Below are 23936 nucleotides of genomic sequence, written 5' to 3' on the forward strand. Positions count from 1 at the left end.
TCCCCCCTTTGTTGAATGATCATCGAATCCGTCAATGCCGGAGCTGACTTGAAGGGATAGGCGAAAGGGCACATCGCCTCAAGCCCTGGAAAGGGAAAACCGGACGTAAACCACTGAAATCGGCTTTTTAAACGGTGGCCTGCAGACGTTGCAAACGGCTGGACCCGTGACAGCTTCGTAAACTGCGGGCAGCGGGGCCAGACAAACCGCCAATTACGCATAGCTCGCAATGAAGCTGTAACGAATTTGCGCTAATTTGTGCCAGCATCTTCAATCGCTATGGAATTTCCGCCGAAAAATGCGTTATTCTTGACCGGTTTGCAGATCCCGCCTCCCAGGAACCGCAATGCTCGCCCGTCTGATCGCACTCCTGCTTCTTTCCTCCGCCTCGGCCTTTGCCGCGGATTGGCGGTCCTATGACAATGCAGGTCTCGGCTATGCGATCGAGCTGCCGCCGGAATTCCATCTCGCAACTCCTTCCGGGGATACCGATCGGCTCGCGCTGTCACCGGCGGACCGCTCGGCGACGCTGCTGGTTTTCAGCACGATGATCGCCAATGGCGATTTTGCCTCGGAAGCGAATGGGCGCATGGCACTGGCAAGGGAGGACGGCTGGAAGATTTCCTATTCCAAATCGAACTCGCGCGGCATCAGCTTCTCAGGCACCAGGCAGGGGCGCATCGTGTATGTCCGCGGCGTCGCCCTTTGCAATGGGGCGGCGGCCTTCTTCCAGATGGACTATTCGAAAACGGATATGCAGCGCTACGATGCCATCGTCATGCGCCTGGTGCGTAGCCTGCGCTCGACCAGGAAGTGCACGCCGACGGCAGAGATCGTCAAAAGCTTTCCGGTGACAGGCTGAAGCAGGTCAGCACCGCCGAATAATGCACGGCGGCCGCGGCGACGACAAAGCCGTGCCAGATGGCATTCTGGAAACGCAGCTTTTCCCAGACGTGAAAGATTACGCCAAGCGAGTAGATCACGCCGCCGATGATGATGAGCAGCATCGAGGCGAAGGGGATATGCATGGAAACCGACTTGGCGACCAAAATACCGCTCCAGCCCATGGCCAGGTAGAGCAGGATCGCCAATCGGTCGTAGCGCCCTGGAAACAGGCATTTCAGGATGATGCCGAAGGCGGCGAAGACCCAGACGGCGATCAGCACGCCGAGCAACAGGGGATCCCCGGCCCCCCGCTCAAGAAAGGGCGTGTAGGTGGCGGCGATCAGGACATAGATGAAGGAGTGGTCGAAACGGCGGAGGAACCATTTCGTCCTGGATACCGGCCAGAGATTGTAGGTGAAGGACATTCCGAGCGTCAGCACCAGGCCGATCCCATAGATCCAGGCCGCTGCAATCTCTCCGTAGGAGCTCCAGACCGTCGCATAGAAGATCAATACGGTCGCGCCGATCAATGCAAAGACGACCCCGACACCATTGACGATGCTGTCGGCGATAATCTCATAGCGATCATAGGCCCAACGGATGCCCCTATACTCGGTCATTGAACTCCGTCCGCTTCCGTCCGAAATCGATCTTCGCACCGGGGCGACGAAGAAGCAACTGCGCCAAACGCGCGCATCGATCAATCTTCGTAAACGAGGCCCACCCACCGCATGCGTCAATGGAAAGCGAACGCTCAATCCGCAATTTATGGGCTTCTGTGAACAATCGAAATCCGCCATATCAACTGCAAGTACGGCGGGCAGAGGATATCCAAAGAGGCAATCAATCGGCAAACTCCCCCGCCCCTGGCGGCCCATAGCCGCCGACGCCGGTTGCCTTTTTAAAGTATCGAGGCTGGAACTGATCCTATGACCGAAACTGCCCCTTCCTATGCTCTGACCCGTCCCGCCTATGTCGGCCAGTCGCACCTCGTCGTCACCGACCTTGCGCAGGTGTCGCGTTTCTATCAGGACATGCTCGGCCTGAAGGTGATCGAGAAGACAGCAAGCGGCGAGGTCTTGGGCGTTGCCGGCCATCCCTTGCTGACACTGACGACGGATCGGGCTGCGATGCGCGCGCCGAAGACCGCCGCAGGCCTCTTCCACACCGCCTTTCTGATGCCGAGCCGCGTCGAACTGGCGCGCTGGCTTCGCCATGCCGCCCAAAACAATGTCGTACTGGAAGGCGCATCGGATCATATCGTCAGCGAAGCCATCTATCTCTCCGATCCGGAAGGTAACGGTATCGAGATCTATGCCGACCGGCCGCACGATGAGTGGACCTTCCATAACGACGGCACGGTCGAGATGGCCACGCTTCGGCTCGATCTGCAGAAGCTCTGCGAAAGCGCCCCGCAGGACCGCTGGGAGGGCATGGCCGAGGGATCGGCCATCGGCCATATCCATCTGCAGGTAGGCGATGTGGCGGAAGCCAATGCCTTCTATCGCGACGTGCTCGGCATGAAGGTAATGGCCGCGCGCTATCCTGGCGCGACTTTCCTTGCGACGGGCGGTTACCACCATCATCTCGGCGCCAATACCTGGAACAGCCGCGGCGCCGGTCTGCGCTCCGAACATATGACCGGTCTTTCCGACTATACGCTGCGGTTCAACGACAAGGCCGCGCTCGATAGCGCCGTCTCCGCCCTGGAGCAGCATGAGATCAAGACCGAGAAACGCGACGGCGGCGTTTCGCTGCGCGACCCCTGGGGTATCGGACTGAACCTGATCGCCTGATCTGCCCAAATCGCTATCGCGTAAGCCCGTTGCGGAACCGGAACGGGCTTTTCGCGTTGGAGTAGCGAGGCGATTGTGCCTCTGGGAACGTGCAGGGCATGGAAGTCGATAAAGTCGTTACCACGCGATCGGAAACAACGGTTACATGCGAAGGCAGGACCGACGCAGAACGCAACACATCTCAAGATGAGCGCGACGACGACAATATTTTCGACATTTCCCACGGATCGATGCGTGGCAGGCTCGACATCGCCGCATCCTGGGCGACCATAGGAATCTTCCTTATCCTGGCCTTGGCCGGCGTCTACATGATGTCACTGATCCTCATCCCGGTAACGCTCGCGGTCGTCGTCGGCATGATCCTCGGGCTGGCGGCGGAAAAGCTCAGCAAGCTCGGCGTGCCCCGCGTCCTGAACGCCATGCTTCTGTCTTCGGCCGTGGCGTTGGTCATCTTCCTCGTCATCAACGCGCTTGCCGGACCGGTCGGCAAACTCGCCCAGGAAGCGCCTGACTTCTTTCAGCGCACCTCCGACCGACTGATGCCCTACCTCGATAGGTTCAGATGGCTGCATGTTTCGTCCGAAAGCCTTCAGGGCGGTCCGATGTCGATCAGCACCCTTTTGGAAAACAGCGGCAACGTCCTGCATGTCGTGTCGACCAGCCTGACACCGGCCATCGTGCAAATCCTGATTTTCTTCGCTGCATTGCTGCTGTTTCTTGCCGGCAGGGTGAGCCTGCGCAAGACGATCATTCTGGCCTTCTCCACCCACGCGTCGCGGCTGACCACGATCCGGATCCTGAATGCGGTGGAACAGGTGCTCGGCTTCTATTTTGCGACAGCCTCGCTGATCTATGCCGGAATAGGCGTTGCCATGACTGTTATCGCCTATGTCGGCGGCTTAAGCGTGCCGGTGCTATGGGGCGCCTTCGCTTTCGTTTCGAGCTTCATTCCGTTCCTCGGCATCACGACGATGACGATTGCATTGGCGATTGCCGGTATCGTCACGCATTCCGACATCATCTTCGGCCTCGCGCCCGCCATCGCGTTTTTCGCCGTGCATCTGGCGGTCGAAAACCTCGTTTTCCCCGCGATCATGGGCCGGCAATGGGAGATCAATCCCTTCGTCGTCTTTCTTGCCATTCTCTTCTGGACATGGATGTGGGGTGCCGTCGGCGCCATGCTGGCCCTGCCGCTGTCGCTGATCGTCATGACCGTCGTCGAAGAGCTGTTCATCGAGGAAAAGGTCCAGCCGCAATTGCCGGGTTAAGCCCTTTAACTCCTCAATTCGTCGTCCCGTCGTCACCCTTTTCGGAGATATCCTGCAGGCGAACGAACTCCACGCCCTTCGCCTTCAGCGCAAGAATACTGGCCGCGACCCCCTCACCCGCCGCATGCGTCGGCTGGTTGATGTGGGAGATAATGACATCGCCGTCCCTGGCGGAGGCATATTGCTTCTCCACCATCTTTGCCGGCAGCAGCGAGCCGCTGTCGCCGTTCACCGAATAGCCGGCAATTCGATACCCCATGCCGCGGATCTGCGCGATGGCGGAAGGGCTGTATTTCGCGGTCGCGCCGCGGAACCAACGCGGCTGCGGAATTCCGGCCGCGATCATCGCCTCGGCGCCGCCCTTGACTTCCTGCGCGACAGCCTGAGGCGAACCGGCGGCGGGGATGCCATAAACCTTGGTCGGAATGTCGACGGCCGGGATATGGTTCTGCCCGTGATTTTCCAGTTCGAAGAGATCGGGGTTGGCCAGGAAGACCTTCAATGCGTCGGGGTTGGTGCGCAGCCAACGCGCGGTGACGAAGATCGTCGCCGGGATGCGCTGATCGACGAGGGTGCTGAGAATGCGTGGATCGGTCTTGCCCATGCAGGCGTCGAAGGTGAGCGCGATGCGGGGCGCGCCCTTGCCCGCCCGATCGACGTGCAGATGCGGCTCGACAAGCCTGGTGTTCGACGGCGGCGCCTTAGGCGGCAGTTGCGGCCAGCCGGCAGGCGGCTGCTCGGTCTGCGCGGCGAGGACGGCTCGCGCGGCAAGCAGAAGCATGAATGTCGGCAACAGGCGTTTCATCGAGGCGGCCACCGGGTAGATCAAACAAACGAAATCGGGCGGCCGAATGATGATCATGTCAGCTGCAACGCCGCCATCATCCGGCAACACGCCGGAAATATGGCAAACCGGCGTCGCTCGGCTCATTTCACAGCACAAATGCGCCGGACATGAAAGCCTCCAAGTGCGGACTTCAACCAGGTGTCGTCTGTGCTACGATTGATATGAGGTTGCCGTAGCACTATGTGCGTATTTTTCCCTGCTCCCAAAGAGAGACATGCATGAGTCGCGATCCCTATGAAGTTCTGGGCGTGAAGCGGGACGCTCCGCAAAAGGATATTCAAAGCGCCTACCGCAAGCTTGCCAAGAAGCTGCATCCCGATCTCAACCCCGGCGACAAGCAGGCCGAGGACAAGTTCAAGGAGGCCTCGGCAGCCTATGGCATTCTTGGCGACGAGGAGAAGCGTGCGCGGTTCGACCGCGGCGAGATCGACAGCAGCGGTGCCGAGCAGGCACCGCGCAACTATTACCGTGATTATGCGGCGAACGAAGGCCAGCGTGGCCGCTATCAGAATGCCGGCGGCTTTGCCGATTTCGGCGATGCCGACGACATATTTTCCAGTTTCTTCTCGCGGCGCAGCCGAGGCCAAACGAAAATGCAGGGTCAAGACCGTCACTATACGATGGAGGTCGATTTCCTTGACGCCATCAACGGCGTGAAGAAACAGATCAGCCTGCCCGACGGGCCGGCGCTCGACGTCCAGATCCCGCCCGGCACGCGCGACGGCCAGACGCTTCGCCTCAAGGGCAAGGGACATCCCGGCTTCGGCGGCGGGGCCGCCGGCGATGCGCTGATCGCGGTGCATGTCCGGCCGCATCGCTTCTATACCCGCGATGGCGACGATATCCGGATGGAACTGCCGATCTCGCTGTCGGAAGCAGTGCTCGGCGGCAAGATCCGGGTTCCGACACCGTCCGGCGCGGTTACCGTTACTCTCGCTCCGAACTCCAATACGGGCAAGGTGCTGCGCCTGAAGGGCAAGGGCGCACCCGTGCGCGGCAAGGAAAACGGCGACGCCTATGTCACCCTGAAGGTCGTCCTGCCGGAGACGCCGGATCCCGAACTGACACGCTTCGTTTCCGAATGGGAGGCGGGCAAGGCACAAGATCCCAGAAAGTCCATGGGAGGATAAGCGATGAACGAGAGCGAGTTTCGACTGCACCTCCAAATCGAGACCTCCGTGCTGGAAGTCTGGATCTCACAAGGTTGGCTGGTGCCGGAAGAGACGGATCACGGACGGAATTTTCGCGAGGCCGATATCGCGCGCGGCCGACTGATCCTCGATCTCGACAGAGCAATGGGGCTCAACGAACCCGGCGTCGATGTCGTCATGGATCTGGTGGATCAGCTTCACAGCCTGAGGGCGACGCTGCGCGACCTGACAGATGCCGTCTGCCGTCAGCCGATCGACGTGCAGGAGCATATCCTGTCGGAGCTGACCCGCGTCGAATCCCGGAGACGGCGATAGCGTCCGATCGCATCGTGCCGTTGCGACATCAAGATGGAATGTCGTGGCCCCGGCAGTCTTACGGGACCGAAACGCTCAGTCGTAGAGATAATGTTGCTGCCAGGCGTCGCGCGGCACCTTGTCGCCGATCTGGTAGCTCAGATCCCGAACATGAATATGCTGCGGGCCGGTTACGCATGTGTAGGAGAGGTGGTACCAGTCACCCTTGCTGCGGAAAACCGCGCCGGGCGCATTCATGGCATCCGGCTTCATATCGGGATCGCCGAAAGTATAGGCGATCACCTTGTCCGGCTTGAAACCCGTCTTGTCCGTGCCGATACGCTTCATGGCTTCGGCATCGCATGCCTGCTCCATCCGCTCCGAGGGGTCGAGTTTCTCCAACTGTTTCTTGATGGCCGAATCGACGGCGAAGGCGCAGGTAGCGACTGACGCCAATGGAATAAGGATGGCTAAGAGTTTCAGCATGAAGACCGGTCCCTTGCATTGTTTTGGATTTTGAGTGCGCCGGTTTCATCGGGGAAGGTCTTGATCGCCTTCATGTCGACGCACTGTATGCCGACTTCGATAAAGAATGTGGTCTCATCAAGGCAGCGCGCCATTCATGCCAGGAGCCGCCTGTTCGATCGAGATTAATGACGACGGCTTGCATGAAGCTTGAGGAGCGGACTTGCCGCTTGAACCCAAGGTCGCTGCCCTCTATTTCTCTCTTCTCTTCACATTCGACTTTCACACCAGAGAAAGTGCTCTCGTGCCAGTTTTCAAAAATCTTCCCACTCCGCCCGTCGCCGAGAAAAAGCCGTTTACGGATACACGTCACGGCATTGCCCGCACCGACGATTATGCCTGGCTGCGCGCTGATAACTGGCAGGCGATGTTCAAGGATCCGTCGATCCTGGCACCGGAAATCCGGGCGCATCTGGAGGCTGAGAACGCCTACATGAACGCCGCGATGGCGGACACGAAGGAACTGCAGAAGGTTCTCTTCGCCGAGATGAAGGGACGCATCAAGGAGGATGACAGCTCGATCCCGATGAAGGACGGCCCCTACGCCTACGGCACGCTTTTCGTCACCGGAGGCGAGCAGCCCCATTTTTTCCGCGAGCCGCGCAACGGCGGCGACCGCAAGCTGCTATTGAACGGCGACAAGGAGAATGAAGGAAAGTCCTATTTCCGCCTCTCCGGCCTCGATCATTCCTCCGATCACAGCCACGGCATCTGGGGCTATGACGACAAGGGTTCGGAATATTTCACGCTGAAGATCCGCAACTTCGAGACCGGCGAGGACCTTGCCGACGTGATCGAGAATACCGGTGGCGATGCCGTCTGGGCGCCCGATGGCAAGAGCTTCTTCTATACGCTGCAGGACGAAAACCATCGCCCCTCGAAGATCTTCCATCACATCATCGGCACGCCGCAGTCGGACGATCGGCTTGTCTATGAGGAGGAGGATCCAGGTTTCTTCATGGGCGTCGGCGGCTCGCTGCTGGACGACTACATCTTCATCGACATTCACGATCACGAGACCAGCGAATATCGCATCATCCCGACCTCCGACCTGACCGCCGAGCCCAAGATCGTCGCCGAGCGCGAAACGGAGATCGAATATGAGATCACCGAAGGCGGCGACGTCTTCTACATTCTCACCAACGACGGCGACGCCAAGGATTTCAAGATCATGGAGGCGCCGGCGAAGGCGCCGGGTAAGGAGAACTGGCGCGAGGTCGTACCGCACAAGCCGGGCACGCTGATCCTCAGCCACCTCGCCTATGCCCGCCATCTCCTCTGGCTGGAGCGCAAGGATGGCCTGCCGCGCATCATCATCCGCGATCGCCGCACTGGCGAGGAACATGCAATCGCTTTCGAGGAGGAGGCCTATGCGCTCGGCCTGCAGGGTGCGGCGGAATACGACACGGATGTCATCCGGTTCTCCTATTCGTCGATGACGACGCCGAGCCAGCTTTACGACTACAATATGGTGACGCGCGAGCGCACCTTGCTGAAGACGCAGGAAGTGCCCTCTGGCCATAATCCGGCCGACTACGTGACGCGCCGCGTCTTTGCCCCTGCCTGGGATGGCGAGAGAGTGCCGGTGACGCTGCTCTATCGCAAGGATACGCCTCTCGACGGCTCAGCCCCCTGCCTTCTCTATGGCTACGGCGCCTACGGGGTTACCATCCCGGCCGGCTTCAACACCAATTGCCTGTCGCTCGCCGATCGCGGCTTCGTCTATGCCATCGCCCATATCCGCGGCGGCAAGGACAAGGGTTTTGCCTGGTACGAGGACGGCAAGATGGAAAAGAAGACCAATACCTTCAAGGACTTCATCGCCGCAGCCGACTATTTGAATCAGCAGAAGTTCACCTCTTACGCGAAGATCATCGCCGAAGGCGGATCGGCTGGCGGCATGCTGATGGGAGCCGTCGCCAACATGGCGCCGGAAAAATTCGCCGGCATCATCGCCGCCGTGCCCTTCGTCGACGTGCTCAACACCATGCTCGACGACACCTTGCCGCTGACGCCGCCGGAATGGCCGGAATGGGGCAACCCGATCGAAAGCAAGGAAGAGTACGAGCAGATCGCAGCCTACAGCCCCTATGACAATGTCGGCGAGAAGCCCTACCCGCCGATCCTCGCGCTCGGCGGCCTCACCGACCCGCGCGTCACCTATTGGGAACCGGCGAAGTGGGTCGCCAAGCTGCGCGAGAAGACGACGAGCGACGCGCCCATCCTGCTGAAGACCAACATGGATGCCGGCCATGGGGGCGCTTCCGGCCGCTTCCAGCGCCTGGAGGAAGTGGCGTTCGAATACGCCTTCGCCGTCAAGGTTGCCGAGAAGATGTAAGCCGAACTGCGGGAGGAAGCCATGGCCGTGTTCGTCGCCCTGCTGCGTGCCGTCAATGTCGGCGGCACCGGCATGCTGTCCATGGCCGATCTCAAGACGCTCTGCGAAGAGATCGGCTTCAAGGATGTGCGCACCTACATCCAGAGCGGCAATGTGGTCTTCCGCGCCGAGGAGGACGAGGCAACGGTGCAGGCTCGGCTTGAAACGGCGCTGGCGGCCAAGATGGGCAAGTCTCCGGGCGTGATCCTGCGCAACCGTGAAGCGCTGGAAAGGGCAGCGGAACATTCGCCCTTCCCGCACGCCAAGCCGAACTACCTACTGGTGACCTTCCTGCAAGATGAGGCACCGAAGGATGCACTGAACAAGCTCGTCGCGCCCGGCGGCGAAGAAGTGCGCGTCGCCGGCCGCGAAATCTATGTACATTATCCCGATGGCTCGGGCCGCTCGAAGCTGAAGCTGCCGGCGCTGAAGGCGGGAACGTCGAGAAATCTCAATACGGTGCGCAAGCTTGCGGAGATGGCGCGGGAGCTGGAGGACAGCGGACTTTGAAATCGGCAACAGCAAAGCCGATTACGATATCCGCCTTGCGCCTCCCACGCACCGCCCCTACCTTAGGAACATGAGCTCTCCTCTTCACGATGACACCGCCCTTCGGGTGCCGATGGTCGCCTTCGACAATAGCTACGCACGTCTGCCGCCGCAGTTCTTTGCTGACCAGGCGCCGACGCCGGTCGCCGCGCCGCAGCTGATCAAGTTCAACGAGGTGCTGGCGCGAGAGCTCGGGCTGGATGTCGAAGCGTTGAAACGAAATGCGGCGGCGATCTTTTCGGGCAACGAGCTGCTGCCGGGATCGCAGCCGATCGCCATGGCCTATGCCGGCCACCAATTCGGCAATTTCGTGCCGCAGCTCGGCGACGGACGCGCGATCCTGCTTGGCGAGGTGAAGGATCGGAACGGCAGACGCCGCGATATCCAGCTCAAGGGGTCGGGACCGACGCCATTTTCCCGCCGCGGCGATGGGCGCGCGGCGCTCGGCCCGGTCCTGCGCGAATATATCGTCAGCGAGGCGATGCACGCGCTCGGCATCCCGACGACGCGGGCGCTTGCCGCCGTGACGACCGGAGAACCTGTCTATCGCGAGGAAGTGCTGCCAGGTGCAGTGTTTACGCGGGTAGCGGCGAGTCATATTCGCGTCGGCACCTTCCAATTTTTTGCGGCGCGGGGCGATACGGAGAGCGTGCGGGCCTTGGCGGATTACGTCATTGCCCGGCACTATCCCGAGATTCGAGACCGCAAGAATCCCTATCTCGCCCTGCTGGAAGCCGTGGCGGAGCGGCAAGCGTCGCTGATCGCGCGCTGGCTGCATGTCGGTTTCATCCATGGCGTGATGAACACCGACAATATGACGGTCTCGGGCGAGACGATCGATTTCGGTCCCTGCGCCTTTATGGATGCCTACGATCCGGCGACCGTTTTTTCGTCCATCGACCGCAATGGCCGCTATGCCTATGCCAACCAGCCGGCGATCGGCCAATGGAATCTCGCGCGCCTAGGCGAGACGCTCATCCCGCTGATCGACCCGTCCGTCGATACGGCGATCGATCTGGCGAACACCATCATCAAGGCCTATGGCGAACGCTTCCAGGCCTATTGGCTTGCCGGCATGCGCGCCAAGATCGGCCTTGCAAGCGAGGAGGACGGCGATCTGGACCTGATCCAGTCGCTGCTGGCGACGATGCAGCAGCAAGGCGCGGATTTCACGCTCGCGTTTCGCCGGCTTGCCGCCCTCGCCGTGGATGAGGACGCCGGCGATTTTGCCGCTACCTTCAGCGATCCGCAATCGACGGCGCCGTGGCTCGAACGCTGGCGTGAGCGCCTTGGCCGCGATCCTCAAACGCCGACGACGCGCGCGGCAGCGATGCGCAGGGTCAATCCGGCCTTCATTCCCCGCAATCACCGAATCGAGCAAGCGATCGAAGCCGCCGCCGAAGACGGTGATTTTTCCCTGTTCGAGGCATTGCTGAAGGTGCTTGCGACACCCTATGAAGACCAGCCTGCCTTCGCACCCTATGCCGAACCTCCGCTGCCGAGCGAGCGCGTGCTGCAGACCTTCTGCGGCACGTAAGAAAGCCGGAAGCACAAGCCCCGGACATGCTTGCAGAGTCATCGTCTCCTCAACTCATGGGGAGACATCACGATGAAAGTGCACCACAGCACCCAGAACTATTTCAGTACGCCGATCCGCAGCCAACAGAGCAGCGAGAGCGACGACAGCTCGACATTCTCGCTACTGAGTGATGGCGGCGACCAACAGAAAGGTTCGCAGGGACCTTCCATCTCGTCCAGCGGCGTCCCCTCTTCCATTTCCTCCGGCTTCTGGCTCAACCAGCTCAGCCAGGCGTCGTCCTCCACAACGGACGCCGCCGACGATCGGTCGGCTGCGAGCGTTTCCGGCAGCAGCTCGGCCTCGTCGAGCAGGCAATCCGACCAGGACATTCTGGACGAGTTTGCCAAATGGGCGAATATGACGCCGGCGCAGAAGATTCGTGCGCAGTATCTCGAAGCGCACGGCCTGACGGAAGATTCCTTCAAGGCGCTTTCGGCCGATGAGCAGAAGGCGATCAACGATCAGATCGCTTCCGAGATCAAACAGAAACTTGGTGTTGGCAATGCCGACGGCGAGCGAGATGGCGACAAGGAAACGGACAGCGCCGCATCGGCATTGTCTATCGCCTGAAGACATTACGGGACTGCATGAAGGCGATACGAACCTGATTCAGGTGATGGCCGTATCGCCTTGTTTCTTTTAATATGTTTCGTTATTGCCCGACCATCCCGGTAACGATCTTGCTGACCTCGGCAAAGACCGCTTCAATATCCTTCGCCGATGCGGTCGCCTCCGCAACGAAGGTCGTCACGAGGATCGGCCCGCGTTCCGGTGGCCAGATCACCGCGATATCGGCATAGGAGCCGTTGTTACCGGTCCCGGTCTTGTCACCAACCTTCCACTCCTTCGGCAGGCCCGCGCGCAGGCGATTATTGCCCGTGGTGTTGGCGACCAGCCAGTTAACCAGCTGATCCCTCGAAGTTTCCGACAGTGTATTGCCGAGGGTCAGGAGGCCGATACTGTCCAGCATCGCATCCGGCGTCGTCGTATCGCGCGGGTCGTCCTTGACCGCCTGATTGACATCCGGCTCGTTGCGGTCGAGGCGGGTTTCGGTGTCGCCTGTCGTGCGCAACCAGGAGGTCAGGGCGGCAGGGCCGCCAAAGCTTTCAAGCAGCAGATTGCCGGCCGTATTGTCGCTCAGCGTGATCGCCGCACCGCAAAGTTCGGCGACGGTCATGCCATCGGTGCCGGCATGCTTTTCGGTCTCCGGCGAATAGGTGACCACTTTGTCCTTGCCGTAGATGACGCGCCGATCGAGCTTTTCCGTGCCCTGATCGACGCGCGCCAGCACGAAGCCGACGGCGAGCGCCTTGTAGGTGCTGCACAGCGGGAAGCGCTCCTCCTCGCGATGGCCGAGGGAGATATTGGTTTCGGTGTCCAGAACGGAGACGCCGAGGCGGCCGCCGGTCTTCTTTTCAAGATCCGCAAGCTGTTTGTCGACATCGTCGGACAATTGTGCGCCGTCCTGCGATGCTCCGCCTTCCATGCCCTGGTCGCCGGCGTCGGGCGCCGCCGAATTGTCCGTCGTCGGGAGCGTCTGTGATGAGGCGCCGCTCTCCTGGGCGAACAGCGCATCGGGGCCAAGTGTCAGGGCGGGAAGGAGCAGCGCCGAGCCCGCCATGAGGCGGCGGCGGGTAAGCAATGTGGGCATGAGAAAAGCCTCCAGCAGAATCGGGCAGATGTCGGGCTATGCGAGGAATATGGCAAGCCTCTGATCTTACCAATTGCTAGCGGAATTTATGCCGCCTTGTCGACCGTGACTTCAACGGTGACGTGCGACAATTCATGAATAGCGGCAAGCCGTGCCTTGTAGAAAGACGGGTCGCGCGAGACGGGCGTTGCAACCGCGACGATGGCGGCATGATGTCCGGGGCCGACCTGCCAGACATGTAGGTCGGTGATGCGGTCCTCGCCCGTCTCGATCGCCTCACGGATCTCATCAGGCAGGTCCTCACCCGGCGGAATGAAGTCGAGCAGAACCGCGCCGGAGATGCGCAGCAGGCCCCAGGCCCACTGCAGGATCACCAGGCCACCGACGATACCCATGACAGGATCGAGGAAGGTCCAGCCGAAACGACTGCCGAGCAGCAGGGCAACGATTGCCAGAACCGAGGTCATCGCATCGGCTATGACATGGACATAGGCGGAGCGGAGATTGTTGTCCCTACCCCCGTCATGATGATGGTGGTCGCCATCATGCTCGTGATGATGGTCATGATCATGAGCGTGATCATGGCTGTGCCCATGGCCGGAATGGCCATGATGATGGTGGCTGTGATCGTCGCGCAGAAGCCATGCGCTGACGAGATTGACGATGAGCCCGACCACAGCGATGGCAATGGCCTCGCGGAAATTGATCGCCACCGGATCGAGCAATCTCAGAATGCTCTCCCAGCCCATGATCAGCGCAATCAGCGCTAGGACGATAGCGCTGGCGAAGCCTGCGAGATCCCCGAGCTTGCCGGTCCCGAAGGTGAAGCGAGTATTATGCGCATGCCGGCGGGCGTAGAGATAGGCGAGAGCGGAAATCAGCATGGCGCTGGCATGGGTCGACATATGCCAGCCATCGGCCACCAGCGCCATCGAGCCATAGACCGTGCCGGCGCCGATCTCGATCACCATCATGACGGCGGTCAGCGCGATGACGAGCCAGATGCGTCGTTCGTTGCGCTGGTGATCGGAGCCCAGAAAGACGTGGCTGTGGCTCGTATCGGAGGAAATACTCATGACGTCAGTCTCCAGTTAAATCTGCCGCACCATTTGCGAGACACGGCCTGCTCATCGCAGATAGGTCTTCAGCACGTCGGCTATCTCATCGACCGCCTGACGGCGGGCCTCCTCCGTTTCGGCATGAAGCACATGCTCATGCAGATGATCTTCCAGGACCTCTCCTGTCAGGCCCGTCAGCGCGCCCCGAATGGAAGCAAGAAGCTGCAGTATCTCCCCGCACGGCCGCTCGGCTTCGAGCGCTCGCTCCACCGCCTCCATCTGTCCTTTGAGGCGACGGATGCGGGACAGGAGCTTGGCTTGCTGACGAATAGTGTGGGACATTGTGGCCTCGATTATAATATAGCGGGGTATACTATTTTTGGCGACGGATTGGAAGCCGCGTCTTGAAGCGGCGCTACCGGATCAGGCGGCTGCGCAAACACATCCGGACTGGCCTTCGGCACATCCTTGAAAATTCCACTGCCAATCGCATATTTATTTCTATAGAGACTAGAGATATTGGAGGCCATGCAATGCTGTCGATCGGTGATCTGTCCAAGCGTACCGGAGTGAAAGTGCCGACGATCCGCTATTACGAGCAGATGGGGCTGATATCGGAGCCTGATCGCAGCGAAGGCAACCAGCGGCGCTATTCCAAAACCGATCTGGAGCGCCTCGCCTTCATCCGTCATGGCCGCGACCTCGGCCTGACGATCGATGCCATCAAGGAGCTGATCTCGCTCAGCCAGCATCCGGACCGTCCCTGCGTCGGCGCCGACCGTATCGCCAAGGAGCATCTGGATGACGTTCGCACCAAGATCGCGCGGCTAAAGAAGCTGGAGCATGAGCTGGAGCGCATCGTTTCGCATTGCGACGGCCACAGCATCGAAGACTGCTATGTCATCCGTGCGCTTTCCGATCACGGCCTATGCGAACACGAGCATTGAGACCCCAAACGTGCCCCCATTGACAAACGTGCTGAACCGGATCATTGATGCGGCCATGATCACGCACGCGCTCCATAACTGCTCGTATTTTTGGCTGTACCTGTAACGGGCGGCCAAGACAGATCATATTGTCAACAAGCCGCCGTCAGGCGGCTTTGTTGTATCGGCAGCGTCCTGACGGCTCATTTGAAAAACAAGGACGCCAAATGCCATGCTAGACGATAGCGACATCTCACTTCTCCGCCCGCCGGTGCTCACGATCCGCAATGCTCAGCCGCGCGACCTGCCTGAACTCAACGATATGATCCGGCTGCTGGCCGCCCATCATGGCGACCCCTCAGGCACCACGCCCGAGCAGCTTGAGCGCGACCTCTTCGGTCCTATGCCGTGGATCACGGCGCTTGTTGCCGAAGGCGAACAGGGGCTGATCGGCTACGCCATCCTCGTGCCGCTCTACAAGGCGCAAGAGGGACAGCGCGGCATGGACCTGCATCATCTGTTCGTGCGTGACGGCCATCGCGGCCACGGCGTCGGGCAGCATCTCGTCGACCGCGCCCGCGATATCGCCCGCAAGGCCGGCTGCAGCTATCTTTCGGTCGGTGCTGCGACGGGCAATTTCCAGGCCCACCGCTTCTACGAAAACATGGATTTCAAGCCGCGTCCGGTCACCGGCATGCGCTACCTCCAGGCACTCGCCTGATGCCGGCCTTTAAGAGGATCGCCATTCGATATTGATTTTTAGAGTGTTTCTGGTTTTGCGCAATTCGGACGGAAAGCCGCTGCGCACTTTTCCTGGAAATGCTTCAGCGATCGATGGCGATCCCGCGGCCTGCAAAGAACTTCTCGAATATCTCCAGCGGCATCTCCGCGTTCTCGCGCGTCGCATCGACATGACCTGAAGGATTGTGAAAGCGGATGCTGTTTCCGTCGACAGATGTCACCAGCACGAGATGGCCGCCCTTGGCCGGCGGCTCGGTCTCTGGCCAGCGGATCGAATGATGCACCGACGCGATGAAAAACTCCGACTGGTCGAGGATATCGACGATGTCAGCGACGGAAATGCCGGTGACGATGCGGGCATCCAGATCGAAGCGAGCCTTAACGAAGGAAACAAACGGCGCGTAGATCAAGCCTTTGATCCGGCCATCAGCCTCTTCGACATAGCCGCCATACTCCCTGCAACCCATGGCCAGATCCATGATCGGGATGGTTTTGCCGGTGCGGGCGGCGAGCACCATCTTCAGGCAGGCCATGCCGCAGAGATTGCCGGCCCAGCGGGCATAATCCTCGACGCTGCTTGCGCCGGATGACGCCCAGAGCGGATCCTTCAGCAAGGCCGATTGCGCACCCTCGGCGACGACCGCCAGTGTCATGTCAGGCGTTTCCCATTGGCTGAAATAAGGAACCTTCCGCGCCACCCTTGCGTCCACGACCACCCTCTCCTGTTGCCGAATCCTTGGCTACAAGCTTGACCGGAAATGCGCTAGAAAAATGGCTGTCGACTTCGATCTGCAACTGGAGATGCGGCTTGGAACAGCGGTTCACATTCGATGGCGTCGCCAGCCTCTACAATACTTCCCGCCCGCTCTATCCCGATGCGCTTTTTGCCGATGTGATCGATTTTGCCGGCCTGGAAACCAAGGATCAGGTTCTCGAAATCGGCTGCGGCACCGGACAGGCGACAGAGGGCTTTGCTCGCCGCGGCCTTTCCATTCTCGCGCTTGATCCCGGCGCGGAACTGATTGCGGTCGCGCGGGAAAGATTGGCGGGATTTCCGCGAGTGCGATTCGAGCAAACCACTTTCGAAGCATGGCCAGGGAAGCTGGAGAGCTTCAGGCTGATATTCGCGGCACAATCCTTCCATTGGGTTACGCCAGAATTGCGCTTCGCCCGGGCGGCGGCACTTCTCGCGCCAGAGGGAATACTTGCCGTCTTCGGCAATGTGCCGATGAAGCCGGAATCACCATTGTCAGAAAAGTTCGCGGGGATCTACGCCCGCCATGCCCCGCAGCTTACTGGCCCGCCCGCGGAGGCCTGGTACCTGCCCGATGGCCCTTTTGTTCGGGAGCTGCAGCAGTCCGACCACTTCGAAGCTCCAGCACATCACTGCCATCCTTGGAGCCGATTGCACACGGCGCAGAGCTATACTGACCTTTTGCGCACGCTTTCAAGCTCCCGGCTTTTGGCCGAAGATCAGCGGGAATCTCTGCTTTCCGAGCTTGCCGATGCCATCAACGCGCATGGCGGCGTATTCGAGCTGCGTTACGAGACGCATCTCTATCTCGCCAAGCGCTCGGGCGCGGCCTGAAGAACCAGGCCTATTTCGCCGGAAGCGCCTTCAGGTAGGCCGCGATCGCTTCGCGGTCGGTTGCCGGGAGGTGGGCGATGTTCTTTTGGACCTCGGCCATCGAGCCGCCGGCGGAATCATAATCCGGGGTGAAGCCGGTCTCAAGGTAGTTGGCGATGTCGCCGGCGCTCCAGCTGCCGATCGCCTTGGAGCCCGGCCTGATATCCGGGATCTGGCCCTTGCCTTCCGGATTGGGCGCGCCCGCCAGCCATTGGCCGCTCACGAAGCCGCCGAGGCTGTCGCGCGGCGTGTGGCATTCGCCGCAATGTCCCGGCCCCTCCACCAGATATTGCCCGCGCTTGATCTTGTCGTCCGCATTGGCGAGGACGACACGCGGCTGGTCGTTGAGATAGAGGAACTTCCAGCCGCCCAGCGCCAGCCGGATATTGAAGGGAAAGGGTAGCTCATGTGGCGGGGCGACATTATCGCTCTTCGACAGCGTCTTCAGGAAGGCCCAGAGATCGTTGATGTCCTTGTCGCTCATACGGGCATAGGAGCCATAGGGAAAGGACGGATAGAGATGCTCGCCGTTTTTGCCGACCCCCCGCTTCATGGCATTGCCGAAATCGGCAAGCGTCCAGGTCCCGAGCCCGGCTTTCTCATCCGGCGATATATTCGGCACATGGAAAGTGCCGAAGGGGCTCGTCAGCGCCAGACCGCCCGACAGCACCAGCTTGGCGTCACCCTGCGCGCCGGGAGCAGCGTGACAGCTGGTGCAGCCGCCCGCCCAGAACACGATCTCGCCGTTCTTGATGTCGGGATCACCGAGATTGGCCCAATGGCTCGCGGGCAAAGGTGACGGCGCGGTGATGACGTAAAATGCGCCGCTGCCGAGGATGATCACGCCGAAAAGGCAAAGCAACAATCGAATAAACCGCGCCATCACCTCACCCCAAGCCTTAGCTCTAAAACAAAAAGGCTCCGCACCGGCAGAACCGGTGCGGACGCCAAAATCGATTTCTAGACCTACCGCTTAATCCTTCTTGATGCGATAGGCCTGATGACAGGCGCCACAGCTGGCGCCGAGGGTCTTCAGTGTCGCGCCGACACCAGCCTTGTCGGCAGGGAGCTGAGCGAGCGCCGTCTCGGCATCGGTGGAAAGCTTGGCGGCATGCGCCTTGAAGTCATCGAGATTGTCCCAGATCTTCGGATTGACCTCGGGATCGGTCTTGTCGCTCTGCGGGTTGAACTGATCCGGGAAAGCCTTGACAGTTTCGACGATCGTCGTCAGCGACGCCTTGACGATATCGGCGTCATAGGGCTTGTCGCCCTTGGCGATCGCGCCGAGAGCTCCGGTGGCACCGCCGATCTTCTTCATCATCCCGATGCGGGAGTCATGCGTGCCGTCGGCTGCAACGACCGAACCAAGGGCGATGCCGGCTAGAGCCACTGCCGCCACAATCGCTTTCCACTTCATTTCCTTCTCCTACCTCTCCTGATGATAAAGACCGGCATGCGCGAGCTGCGCATGATTACTGCGACATGTTTGCCGGTTTCCCGTCCGGCAATGAAGTCACAAAGTGGTGAGATTTAAGTGAAATCAGTGTCATGCGATCGAGACACTCATTCGCCGCATCCGCCCTCACGCCAATTTCAGGCCCTCCCAGACCGTGAACACCGAAACAGCGACGAGAAGCAACCCGGCTGCGCGGCCTGCAATGGCTGTCGCCCTGGGATTGGCCACCAGCAGGTCACGGCTGCGCCCGGCAGTGATGGCAAGTCCGCCATAGACGGCAAATTGCGTTGCGATGGTCATGGCTCCCATGATGACGGCCTGTATCCACATCGGCCCGTAATCCGGTTTCAGGAACTGCGGATAGACGGCGAAGATGAAGAGATAGGCCTTGGGATTGATGAGGCAAGTCACGGCTCCCTGCCGGAAGGCTTTCCAGGCGGAGCGGCTGCCGGCCGGCCCCTCGCCTCCCACCGTGATGGAACTGCGCATCAGCGTGTAGCCGATGAAGGCCATATAAGCACCGCCGGCAATCAGCAGCGGGTTGAAGAGAATGGGCACGAAATGCATCAGCAGGCCGATGCCGATGGCGCCGTTCAGCGAATGCACCGCACCGCCCAGCATGATGCCACCCGTGGCGGCAAGACCGCGATTGCTGCCGCCAGTCAGCGAATTGGCGAGCACGAACAGCATGTCCATGCCCGGCACGATGATGATGCCCAAGAGAAGGATGAAGAAGAGCCAGAGATTTTCTGCGTAACCCATGTCAGTTGCCTATCGCCCTCTCCCTGGAAACAGGAGAGGAAATGGTTGATTTTCAAGTGAATAGGCGGCTTTATAAATCGAGCCAACTGACAGGGTATTGTCAGTAGCCTTCATCTTGAGGGTAATGAAATGCGCAAGGCATCGCGCCTGTTCGAGATCATCCAGATCCTGCGGCTGGCCAAGCGGCCGGTGACGGGAGCCGATATCGCCGCCCGGCTGGAAGTGACGGTACGCTCCGTCTATCGCGATATCGCAGCACTTCAGGCGATGCGCGTGCCGATCGAGGGCGAGCGCGGCATCGGCTATATATTGCGGCCCGGCTTCGACCTGCCGCCGCTGATGTTCTCGATCGAGGAGATGGAGGCGATCGTGCTGTCGCTGGCCCTGTTGGAACGCACCGGCGATGCCGAGCTGAAGCAGGCGGCCAAGCGCGTCACCTCGAAGATTGCCGGCGCCGTGCCGCCGCCGCTGCGCCAGACGCTCGACGCCAATGCACTGCATGCCTGGGGCTTTGCCGCACCTTCTGCCTCGGCGATCGATCTAGCTTTGGTGCGACGCGCCATTCGTGATGAGGAAAAGCTGGACCTTGCCTACCGCGACGAGCTCGGCCGCGCCACGGAACGCATCATCCGGCCAATTGCCCTCATCTATTATTCGGAGACGGCTAACATCGTCGCCTGGTGCGAGCTGCGCCAGGCTATCCGTAACTTTCGCAGCGATCGTATCGAAGGCTGCGAGGCGACGGGATTCTGGTTCAAGGGCGAAGGTGATGGCTTGCGGCAGATCTGGGTGAATGGCTGGCAGGTAAACACCCCCGCCGCGGCCGGCTGAGGCGCTAAGGCTCTTTGAGGTTACGATCAGAAGCCTGGAAAGATCATACCGCCTGGAGAGATTCAACCGAAACGCAGATGGCAGCGGAGTGAAGATGCGCCGGCTTTGCGCGGCGCTACAAAACAACCTCAGTCATCAATAGAATGAAAGCCAGCAATCCCAGGGCGGCGCGGACGGCATGCGACCATTCCCACCGGTCGCGCAGCATGGTCCAATCCGGTTTGACGGCGGTTTCCATTTGATGGCCACCGAATGGATCGTGAGAAAAGAAACCTGCGCCCATTCCTTCCAGCTTCGCATCTTTCAGCCAAAAATTGTTTACCGGTTGCGTCAGCAGCCAAAAGACGGCGTGCATGGCGACCATGGCAGCAAAGGCAGCCGACAATAGCCAGAATGAGAGCGTATTGGCTGGCGTCAGGAACAGGAGTAGCAGAAGCAGCAGAGCGCCAAGCGGCTCACTGGCACCGCGGATCGTAAAGCCCGGATAGTAAATCCGCTGAACCGTCAGGTAATCCTCTTTCGATAGCCGCATCTTGCCCGGCAGCTCCAGCACATGCGCCAGTCCCAGCGCCATGGCGACTGCCACAATCAGAATTGTCAGGATTTGCAATGTCGGAAACATCAGCTTCGCCTCGCAGGCAGCCTCCGTTTCTAAACATTCAGCGATGCGGATCGTTCCCTACAGACATCAAAAGATGCGGAGATCTCATTAAGGCATCTGAAGCGCCAGCGCTCTGCTTTCTTCGCGCCCAAATCCTTCAATATCCAACCGATCCGCGTGAACCGAAACGATCGCGTAAGCGCTGCTGTCTTCGGTATCCACCATGCCCTTGAAGTTGACGAAATAGGTTCCCTCGACAGCGCCGAAGTTGCCGGCGTGATTGTGCCCGTTAAGGTAGGCGACGACATGGTCATGTTCGGCCAGAAGCGCCAGCATGCGGTCGCTGTCCAAGGCGTTGTGGCCATTCTCCGGGAAGACGGGATAATGGTTCAGGATAACGACCTTCTCGCCCGCCGCCTTTGTCTCCCGCAGCTTCGCGGCAAGCCAGTCATATTGCGCATCACTGATCGCCCCGTTCCAGCGTTGGCCATTCAGCGCACCGGCGCGATCCAGCGCCTTCATCAGGTCCTTCGCTTCCTGCCGGCGTGGATCGCCTTCCGGCGGAGCGAAGAGGCTGATCTCATTGCCATCGAGCGCGATGAAGCGGTAGCCACAATGGCTGAAATCGTAATAGGCAGCGGGCATGCCCACGCGGGCCGGGACACTGCCCAGATTCTGGGGTGCTACGGCGAAATCATGATTGCCGAGGAGGAAGTATTTTGGGTGCCGCAATATCTCGTAGACGGGCAGGATCGCGTCGTAGCTCTTCCATTCGCGGTCGATGATGTCACCGAGCGTCACGACGAAGGCAAGGTCGTGCCGGTTGAATTCCTCTATCGCGTTGCGAAGTTTGTCGAGGCTCTTCGCCGGATAGCGATTGAGGGTCAGATTGGGCTCGAGATCCGCATATTGCGGATCGGCGATAACACCGAAGCGGAAAAGCAGTGCGGACGGCATTCGTCCTCCTTGGACGGCTTCCTTGCGCCGGTAAGGCAGCACGCGGAGGCATCGGTGAGGGCTGGCTGATAAGAAAACACCCGACGTCGAAAAGACGCCGGGTGCGAAAGCCAGCCTATTTGGCAGACCTTACTTCGTCGCAGTTTCGTAGCGCTCCAGGACATAGTCCCAGTTGATCAGGCTATCGATGAAGGCTTCGAGGTACTTCGGACGCAGGTTGCGGTAGTCGATGTAGTAGGAGTGTTCCCAAACGTCGACGCCGAGGATCGGGTTGGCGCCATGAACCAGCGGGTTTTCGCCGTTCGGGGTCTTGGAGATTTCGAGCTTGCCGTTCTTGACGGAAACCCATGCCCAGCCCGAGCCGAACTGTGTTGCGCCGGCGGCGGCGAAATCGGCCTTGAACTTGTCATAGCCGCCGAGATCGGAGGCAAAGGCAGCCTCGAGCTTGCCCGGCAGCTTGTTGCCGCCGCCGCCCTTCTTCATCCACTTCCAGAAATGGATGTGGTTGTAGTGCTGGGCTGCATTGTTGAAGAGGCCGGCATTGGTGCCGAAAGACTTCTTCACGATCTCTTCGAGCGACAGATCGGCAAGACCTGCTTCAGCAGCGAGCTTGTTGCCGTTGTCGACGTAAGCCTTGTGGTGCTTGTCGTGGTGATATTCGAGCGTCTCACGCGACATGAAGGGCGAAAGTGCATCGTAATCATAAGGAAGTTCAGGCAATTCGAAAGCCATGGTCATATCTCCTCTTGGCAAAAAATTGCGTCGGCAGGTGAACCGGAACATAGGAGCGGTCGCCTGGAAGAGCAACCGGCGACATGCCAAAAAAGTTGCGTACGGGAGCAAAAATTGCCCTATTTTTCAATCATGTATAGCACCGACTTAGAAATTTGCATCATTGCATATGATGACGTGGCAATGCATCCAGGAGGGCAACGGCGAACCGTCGACAAAGCACATGGTCGAGGCTAGGTTCGCGGACCTTCTGCCTTCTACGAGATATCCCGTGACGATCGTCTGCCTGCACACAGCCAAAAGCAACATTGCCGTCTATGAGGCGGCGGCAAAAGCACTCGGATTGCCTGAGGGCACGCTGCGTCATCATGTCCGCGCCGACCTCCTGCTTGCCGCCGAAAAACTGGGACGCCTGACGGATGAGATTTCGGCCGAAACGGCGGCTCTCCTCTGGCATCTGGCCGAGGATGCCGATGCCGTCGTGCTCAACTGTTCGACGCTCGGCCCGGCCGTCTCGAAGGTCGCGGCGGGTGCTGGAGCGCCGATCATCAGGGCGGATGCGGCGCTGGCCGAACAGGCGGTCAAGGCCGGCGGCAAGGTCCTCGTTCTCTGCACCGTCGAAACGACCATCATCCCGACGACAGCCCTCTTCGAGGCTGCTGCAAAGGCAACAGGCGCGGAAATCGAAGTTCGGCTGGTTCCTGGCGCATGGACACATTTCCGGTCAGGCGATCTGCGGGCCTCCATCGCCGATGCGGTGAGGGAAGCGCATGGCGAAGGCGCCGTCACGCTCACTTTCGCGCAGGCGTCGATGACGGGTGCCGTCGACCTTCTCTCGGACGGCATCGAACGACCGATAACCGGCCCGGCGACCGCCCTTGCAGCGGCAATCGCAAAAATTGCCACGGCTGACCTGTTATAAGTTCCGTCCGAAATAGACATCGATCTCGGCGATGCGGTCGCCGGCAAAATGGATCATCTCGACATTGCGAAAGCTGCCACCGTCCATCTTCTCGGCGCGATAGCTGACGATAACGTCATCGCCATCCGCCACCAGATGTTCGATATGGATGTCGCGGAAGATATTCTCCTTCGGCCAGCAATGCTCGAAATAGCGCTTCCGGTCGATATGATCGTCACGCGGGCTCGAAAAGGTAAAGTTCCGGGTCAGCATCGGATCGACGACATCAGGCTGTTGCGCCACATAGGCGGCAAACAGGCGTCTGACGATATCGCAACGGACATTTTCGAGAGAGTTCATAATGTGCCTCCTCCTTGCATCGGCGCAATCACGGTGCCTATGGCAATCCGATTGCAAAATGC

General features: G+C 60.0%; 28 protein-coding genes. 14 read left to right on the top strand and 14 right to left on the bottom strand.

The window, feature by feature from the left end; all coding sequences use genetic code 11:
* The first annotated feature begins 346 nt into the window (after window positions 1–346).
* The gene (locus FHT84_RS16310) at window positions 347–862 is read left to right on the top strand and encodes a hypothetical protein (protein ID WP_113251166.1); all 516 of its coding nucleotides are present in this window, start codon (window positions 347–349) and stop codon (window positions 860–862) included.
* Here the strand turns inward: FHT84_RS16310 and FHT84_RS16315 are convergent.
* On the bottom strand, window positions 837–1505 hold the full coding sequence (locus FHT84_RS16315) for a hemolysin III family protein (RefSeq protein ID WP_113251167.1): 669 nt from the start codon (window positions 1503–1505) through the stop codon (window positions 837–839). The genes FHT84_RS16310 and FHT84_RS16315 overlap by 26 nt on opposite strands.
* 309 nt (window positions 1506–1814) lie before the next feature.
* Between FHT84_RS16315 and FHT84_RS16320 the strand changes: the two genes are divergently transcribed.
* Together FHT84_RS16320 and FHT84_RS16325 are read left to right on the top strand one after the other, a co-directional pair.
* Complete coding sequence (locus tag FHT84_RS16320; protein ID WP_113251168.1) at window positions 1815–2681, top strand: VOC family protein; 867 nt, start codon at window positions 1815–1817, stop codon at window positions 2679–2681.
* Between the two features lie 98 nt (window positions 2682–2779).
* Window positions 2780–3949, top strand: coding sequence for an AI-2E family transporter (locus tag FHT84_RS16325; RefSeq protein WP_112340341.1), 1170 nt, complete (start codon window positions 2780–2782; stop codon window positions 3947–3949).
* Between the two features lie 13 nt (window positions 3950–3962).
* On the opposite strand, the gene FHT84_RS16330 is transcribed toward FHT84_RS16325, so the two are convergent.
* Window positions 3963–4754 carry a polysaccharide deacetylase family protein gene (locus FHT84_RS16330; RefSeq protein WP_113251195.1) on the bottom strand — a complete coding sequence of 264 codons (792 nt, stop codon included), beginning with the start codon at window positions 4752–4754 and terminating at the stop codon, window positions 3963–3965.
* Window positions 4755–5014: 260 nt separating this feature from the next.
* Between FHT84_RS16330 and FHT84_RS16335 the strand changes: the two genes are divergently transcribed.
* Complete coding sequence (locus tag FHT84_RS16335) at window positions 5015–5926, top strand: DnaJ C-terminal domain-containing protein (RefSeq protein ID WP_113251169.1); 912 nt, start codon at window positions 5015–5017, stop codon at window positions 5924–5926.
* Between the two features lie 3 nt (window positions 5927–5929).
* The gene (locus FHT84_RS16340) at window positions 5930–6262 is read left to right on the top strand and encodes a chaperone modulator CbpM (protein ID WP_113251170.1); all 333 of its coding nucleotides are present in this window, start codon (window positions 5930–5932) and stop codon (window positions 6260–6262) included.
* 75 nt (window positions 6263–6337) lie between these two features.
* Here FHT84_RS16340 and FHT84_RS16345 read toward each other — a convergent pair whose 3' ends face one another.
* Window positions 6338–6727, bottom strand: a complete 390-nt coding sequence (locus FHT84_RS16345) for a DUF930 domain-containing protein (RefSeq protein WP_113251171.1) — start codon at window positions 6725–6727, stop codon at window positions 6338–6340.
* A 283-nt stretch (window positions 6728–7010) separates the two neighbouring features.
* Here FHT84_RS16345 and FHT84_RS16350 point away from each other — a divergent pair, with 283 nt between their 5' ends.
* From FHT84_RS16350 to FHT84_RS16365, 4 genes are all read left to right on the top strand, one after another.
* Window positions 7011–9104 carry a S9 family peptidase gene (locus FHT84_RS16350; protein ID WP_113251196.1) on the top strand — a complete coding sequence of 698 codons (2094 nt, stop codon included), beginning with the start codon at window positions 7011–7013 and terminating at the stop codon, window positions 9102–9104.
* 21 nt (window positions 9105–9125) lie between these two features.
* Entirely contained in the window at window positions 9126–9653 is a 528-nt protein-coding gene (locus FHT84_RS16355) for a DUF1697 domain-containing protein (protein WP_113251172.1), read from the top strand.
* Window positions 9654–9723: 70 nt separating this feature from the next.
* Window positions 9724–11229: a protein adenylyltransferase SelO gene (locus FHT84_RS16360; RefSeq protein WP_113251173.1), complete on the top strand. Its 1506-nt coding sequence runs from the start codon at window positions 9724–9726 to the stop codon at window positions 11227–11229.
* Between the two features lie 72 nt (window positions 11230–11301).
* Window positions 11302–11841 (top strand): hypothetical protein, encoded by a 540-nt coding sequence (locus tag FHT84_RS16365; RefSeq protein ID WP_113251174.1) that lies wholly within the window; start codon window positions 11302–11304, stop codon window positions 11839–11841.
* Window positions 11842–11923: 82 nt separating this feature from the next.
* Here FHT84_RS16365 and bla read toward each other — a convergent pair whose 3' ends face one another.
* The 3 genes from bla to dmeR form a co-directional block, all read right to left on the bottom strand.
* Window positions 11924–12922, bottom strand: a complete 999-nt coding sequence (gene bla / locus FHT84_RS16370) for a class A beta-lactamase (protein ID WP_113251175.1) — start codon at window positions 12920–12922, stop codon at window positions 11924–11926.
* A gap of 86 nt (window positions 12923–13008) precedes the next feature.
* On the bottom strand, window positions 13009–13998 hold the full coding sequence (dmeF, locus tag FHT84_RS16375; RefSeq protein WP_113251176.1) for a CDF family Co(II)/Ni(II) efflux transporter DmeF: 990 nt from the start codon (window positions 13996–13998) through the stop codon (window positions 13009–13011).
* Between the two features lie 51 nt (window positions 13999–14049).
* Window positions 14050–14322 carry a Ni(II)/Co(II)-sensing transcriptional repressor DmeR gene (gene dmeR, locus FHT84_RS16380; RefSeq protein WP_106997300.1) on the bottom strand — a complete coding sequence of 91 codons (273 nt, stop codon included), beginning with the start codon at window positions 14320–14322 and terminating at the stop codon, window positions 14050–14052.
* Window positions 14323–14513: 191 nt separating this feature from the next.
* Here dmeR and FHT84_RS16385 point away from each other — a divergent pair, with 191 nt between their 5' ends.
* Window positions 14514–14927 (top strand): helix-turn-helix domain-containing protein, encoded by a 414-nt coding sequence (locus FHT84_RS16385; RefSeq protein ID WP_112340330.1) that lies wholly within the window; start codon window positions 14514–14516, stop codon window positions 14925–14927.
* 211 nt (window positions 14928–15138) lie between these two features.
* Window positions 15139–15627, top strand: a complete 489-nt coding sequence (locus FHT84_RS16390; protein WP_112340329.1) for a GNAT family N-acetyltransferase — start codon at window positions 15139–15141, stop codon at window positions 15625–15627.
* 103 nt (window positions 15628–15730) lie between these two features.
* On the opposite strand, the gene FHT84_RS16395 is transcribed toward FHT84_RS16390, so the two are convergent.
* Window positions 15731–16357, bottom strand: a complete 627-nt coding sequence (locus FHT84_RS16395; RefSeq protein WP_285166572.1) for a C39 family peptidase — start codon at window positions 16355–16357, stop codon at window positions 15731–15733.
* Window positions 16358–16455: 98 nt separating this feature from the next.
* On the opposite strand from FHT84_RS16395, the gene FHT84_RS16400 reads away from it, so the two are divergent.
* Complete coding sequence (locus tag FHT84_RS16400) at window positions 16456–17235, top strand: class I SAM-dependent methyltransferase (RefSeq protein ID WP_113251178.1); 780 nt, start codon at window positions 16456–16458, stop codon at window positions 17233–17235.
* A gap of 10 nt (window positions 17236–17245) precedes the next feature.
* Here FHT84_RS16400 and FHT84_RS16405 read toward each other — a convergent pair whose 3' ends face one another.
* From FHT84_RS16405 to FHT84_RS16415, 3 genes are all read right to left on the bottom strand, one after another.
* Entirely contained in the window at window positions 17246–18160 is a 915-nt protein-coding gene (locus FHT84_RS16405) for a cytochrome c (RefSeq protein WP_113251179.1), read from the bottom strand.
* A gap of 87 nt (window positions 18161–18247) precedes the next feature.
* On the bottom strand, window positions 18248–18691 hold the full coding sequence (locus FHT84_RS16410; RefSeq protein ID WP_113251180.1) for a cytochrome c: 444 nt from the start codon (window positions 18689–18691) through the stop codon (window positions 18248–18250).
* 165 nt (window positions 18692–18856) lie between these two features.
* Window positions 18857–19492 (bottom strand): LysE family translocator, encoded by a 636-nt coding sequence (locus FHT84_RS16415; protein WP_113251181.1) that lies wholly within the window; start codon window positions 19490–19492, stop codon window positions 18857–18859.
* A 129-nt stretch (window positions 19493–19621) separates the two neighbouring features.
* Between FHT84_RS16415 and FHT84_RS16420 the strand changes: the two genes are divergently transcribed.
* Window positions 19622–20323, top strand: a complete 702-nt coding sequence (locus tag FHT84_RS16420) for a YafY family protein (RefSeq protein ID WP_113251182.1) — start codon at window positions 19622–19624, stop codon at window positions 20321–20323.
* A gap of 115 nt (window positions 20324–20438) precedes the next feature.
* On the opposite strand, the gene FHT84_RS16425 is transcribed toward FHT84_RS16420, so the two are convergent.
* The 3 genes from FHT84_RS16425 to FHT84_RS16435 all read right to left on the bottom strand — a co-directional run bounded on the left by FHT84_RS16425 (window position 20439) and on the right by FHT84_RS16435 (window position 22613).
* On the bottom strand, window positions 20439–20945 hold the full coding sequence (locus FHT84_RS16425; protein WP_113251183.1) for an anthrone oxygenase family protein: 507 nt from the start codon (window positions 20943–20945) through the stop codon (window positions 20439–20441).
* 87 nt (window positions 20946–21032) lie between these two features.
* Complete coding sequence (locus tag FHT84_RS16430) at window positions 21033–21881, bottom strand: metallophosphoesterase (protein ID WP_113251184.1); 849 nt, start codon at window positions 21879–21881, stop codon at window positions 21033–21035.
* 129 nt (window positions 21882–22010) lie between these two features.
* Window positions 22011–22613, bottom strand: a complete 603-nt coding sequence (locus tag FHT84_RS16435; RefSeq protein WP_113251185.1) for a superoxide dismutase — start codon at window positions 22611–22613, stop codon at window positions 22011–22013.
* Between the two features lie 271 nt (window positions 22614–22884).
* On the opposite strand from FHT84_RS16435, the gene FHT84_RS16440 reads away from it, so the two are divergent.
* On the top strand, window positions 22885–23535 hold the full coding sequence (locus tag FHT84_RS16440) for an aspartate/glutamate racemase family protein (protein ID WP_113251197.1): 651 nt from the start codon (window positions 22885–22887) through the stop codon (window positions 23533–23535).
* On the opposite strand, the gene FHT84_RS16445 is transcribed toward FHT84_RS16440, so the two are convergent.
* Window positions 23530–23874, bottom strand: a complete 345-nt coding sequence (locus FHT84_RS16445; protein ID WP_112340319.1) for a nuclear transport factor 2 family protein — start codon at window positions 23872–23874, stop codon at window positions 23530–23532. The genes FHT84_RS16440 and FHT84_RS16445 overlap by 6 nt on opposite strands.
* Window positions 23875–23936: the final 62 nt, after the last annotated feature.

Origin of the sequence: Rhizobium sp. BK289, assembly GCF_014193575.1 — a bacterium.
Classification (GTDB): domain Bacteria; phylum Pseudomonadota; class Alphaproteobacteria; order Rhizobiales; family Rhizobiaceae; genus Rhizobium; species Rhizobium tropici_C.

Coding starts and splice junctions, on each gene's coding strand:
- FHT84_RS16415 (WP_113251181.1), bottom strand. CDS start 19,492: ATGGGTTACGCAGAAAATCTCTGGCTCTTCTTCATCCTTCTCTTGGGC.
- FHT84_RS16410 (WP_113251180.1), bottom strand. CDS start 18,691: ATGAAGTGGAAAGCGATTGTGGCGGCAGTGGCTCTAGCCGGCATCGCC.
- FHT84_RS16435 (WP_113251185.1), bottom strand. CDS start 22,613: ATGGCTTTCGAATTGCCTGAACTTCCTTATGATTACGATGCACTTTCG.
- FHT84_RS16365 (WP_113251174.1), top strand. CDS start 11,302: ATGAAAGTGCACCACAGCACCCAGAACTATTTCAGTACGCCGATCCGC.
- dmeF (WP_113251176.1), bottom strand. CDS start 13,998: ATGAGTATTTCCTCCGATACGAGCCACAGCCACGTCTTTCTGGGCTCC.
- dmeR (WP_106997300.1), bottom strand. CDS start 14,322: ATGTCCCACACTATTCGTCAGCAAGCCAAGCTCCTGTCCCGCATCCGT.
- FHT84_RS16360 (WP_113251173.1), top strand. CDS start 9,724: ATGAGCTCTCCTCTTCACGATGACACCGCCCTTCGGGTGCCGATGGTC.
- FHT84_RS16390 (WP_112340329.1), top strand. CDS start 15,139: ATGCTAGACGATAGCGACATCTCACTTCTCCGCCCGCCGGTGCTCACG.
- FHT84_RS16310 (WP_113251166.1), top strand. CDS start 347: ATGCTCGCCCGTCTGATCGCACTCCTGCTTCTTTCCTCCGCCTCGGCC.
- FHT84_RS16340 (WP_113251170.1), top strand. CDS start 5,930: ATGAACGAGAGCGAGTTTCGACTGCACCTCCAAATCGAGACCTCCGTG.
- bla (WP_113251175.1), bottom strand. CDS start 12,922: ATGCCCACATTGCTTACCCGCCGCCGCCTCATGGCGGGCTCGGCGCTG.
- FHT84_RS16425 (WP_113251183.1), bottom strand. CDS start 20,945: ATGTTTCCGACATTGCAAATCCTGACAATTCTGATTGTGGCAGTCGCC.
- FHT84_RS16320 (WP_113251168.1), top strand. CDS start 1,815: ATGACCGAAACTGCCCCTTCCTATGCTCTGACCCGTCCCGCCTATGTC.
- FHT84_RS16420 (WP_113251182.1), top strand. CDS start 19,622: ATGCGCAAGGCATCGCGCCTGTTCGAGATCATCCAGATCCTGCGGCTG.
- FHT84_RS16345 (WP_113251171.1), bottom strand. CDS start 6,727: ATGCTGAAACTCTTAGCCATCCTTATTCCATTGGCGTCAGTCGCTACC.
- FHT84_RS16445 (WP_112340319.1), bottom strand. CDS start 23,874: ATGAACTCTCTCGAAAATGTCCGTTGCGATATCGTCAGACGCCTGTTT.
- FHT84_RS16335 (WP_113251169.1), top strand. CDS start 5,015: ATGAGTCGCGATCCCTATGAAGTTCTGGGCGTGAAGCGGGACGCTCCG.
- FHT84_RS16385 (WP_112340330.1), top strand. CDS start 14,514: ATGCTGTCGATCGGTGATCTGTCCAAGCGTACCGGAGTGAAAGTGCCG.
- FHT84_RS16325 (WP_112340341.1), top strand. CDS start 2,780: ATGGAAGTCGATAAAGTCGTTACCACGCGATCGGAAACAACGGTTACA.
- FHT84_RS16315 (WP_113251167.1), bottom strand. CDS start 1,505: ATGACCGAGTATAGGGGCATCCGTTGGGCCTATGATCGCTATGAGATT.
- FHT84_RS16330 (WP_113251195.1), bottom strand. CDS start 4,754: ATGAAACGCCTGTTGCCGACATTCATGCTTCTGCTTGCCGCGCGAGCC.
- FHT84_RS16430 (WP_113251184.1), bottom strand. CDS start 21,881: ATGCCGTCCGCACTGCTTTTCCGCTTCGGTGTTATCGCCGATCCGCAA.
- FHT84_RS16355 (WP_113251172.1), top strand. CDS start 9,126: ATGGCCGTGTTCGTCGCCCTGCTGCGTGCCGTCAATGTCGGCGGCACC.